Raw genomic sequence first — 243 nt, 5'->3', positions numbered from 1 at the left:
GGTCGAGCTGGGAAGAGACTTCCTCAGCAACAGGATTAGTGCTGAACAGTTTTGCGAAGATATCGTTATCGAACGACGCAAGTTATGGGGGGTGAGAGAGCCGGATAAGGCGGTAGATCGCTGCGGTGGTGAGCTTTTCATTTCAGCTGACTGCTATAACCCCGACTCGGATCGCGACGACTACGAGCTGGATGAGGCCGAATTAAGGGCGGAAGTGAAAGCCCTGCTGGAGCAGTTTAACCT

The 243-nt window shown here is 53.1% G+C and carries 1 pseudogene; it reads left to right on the top strand.

From position 1 onward, the window contains the following. Positions 1-7 precede the first annotated feature (7 nt). A pseudogene (locus tag A1830_RS23600) lies at positions 8-175 on the top strand (colicin immunity domain-containing protein); the annotation flags it as partial. Positions 176-243: the final 68 nt, after the last annotated feature.

It is taken from the genome of Erwinia sp. ErVv1 (assembly GCF_900068895.1).
In the GTDB taxonomy this organism is placed as follows: domain Bacteria; phylum Pseudomonadota; class Gammaproteobacteria; order Enterobacterales; family Enterobacteriaceae; genus Erwinia.
This window is presented reverse-complemented; position numbering and strand designations above follow the sequence as displayed.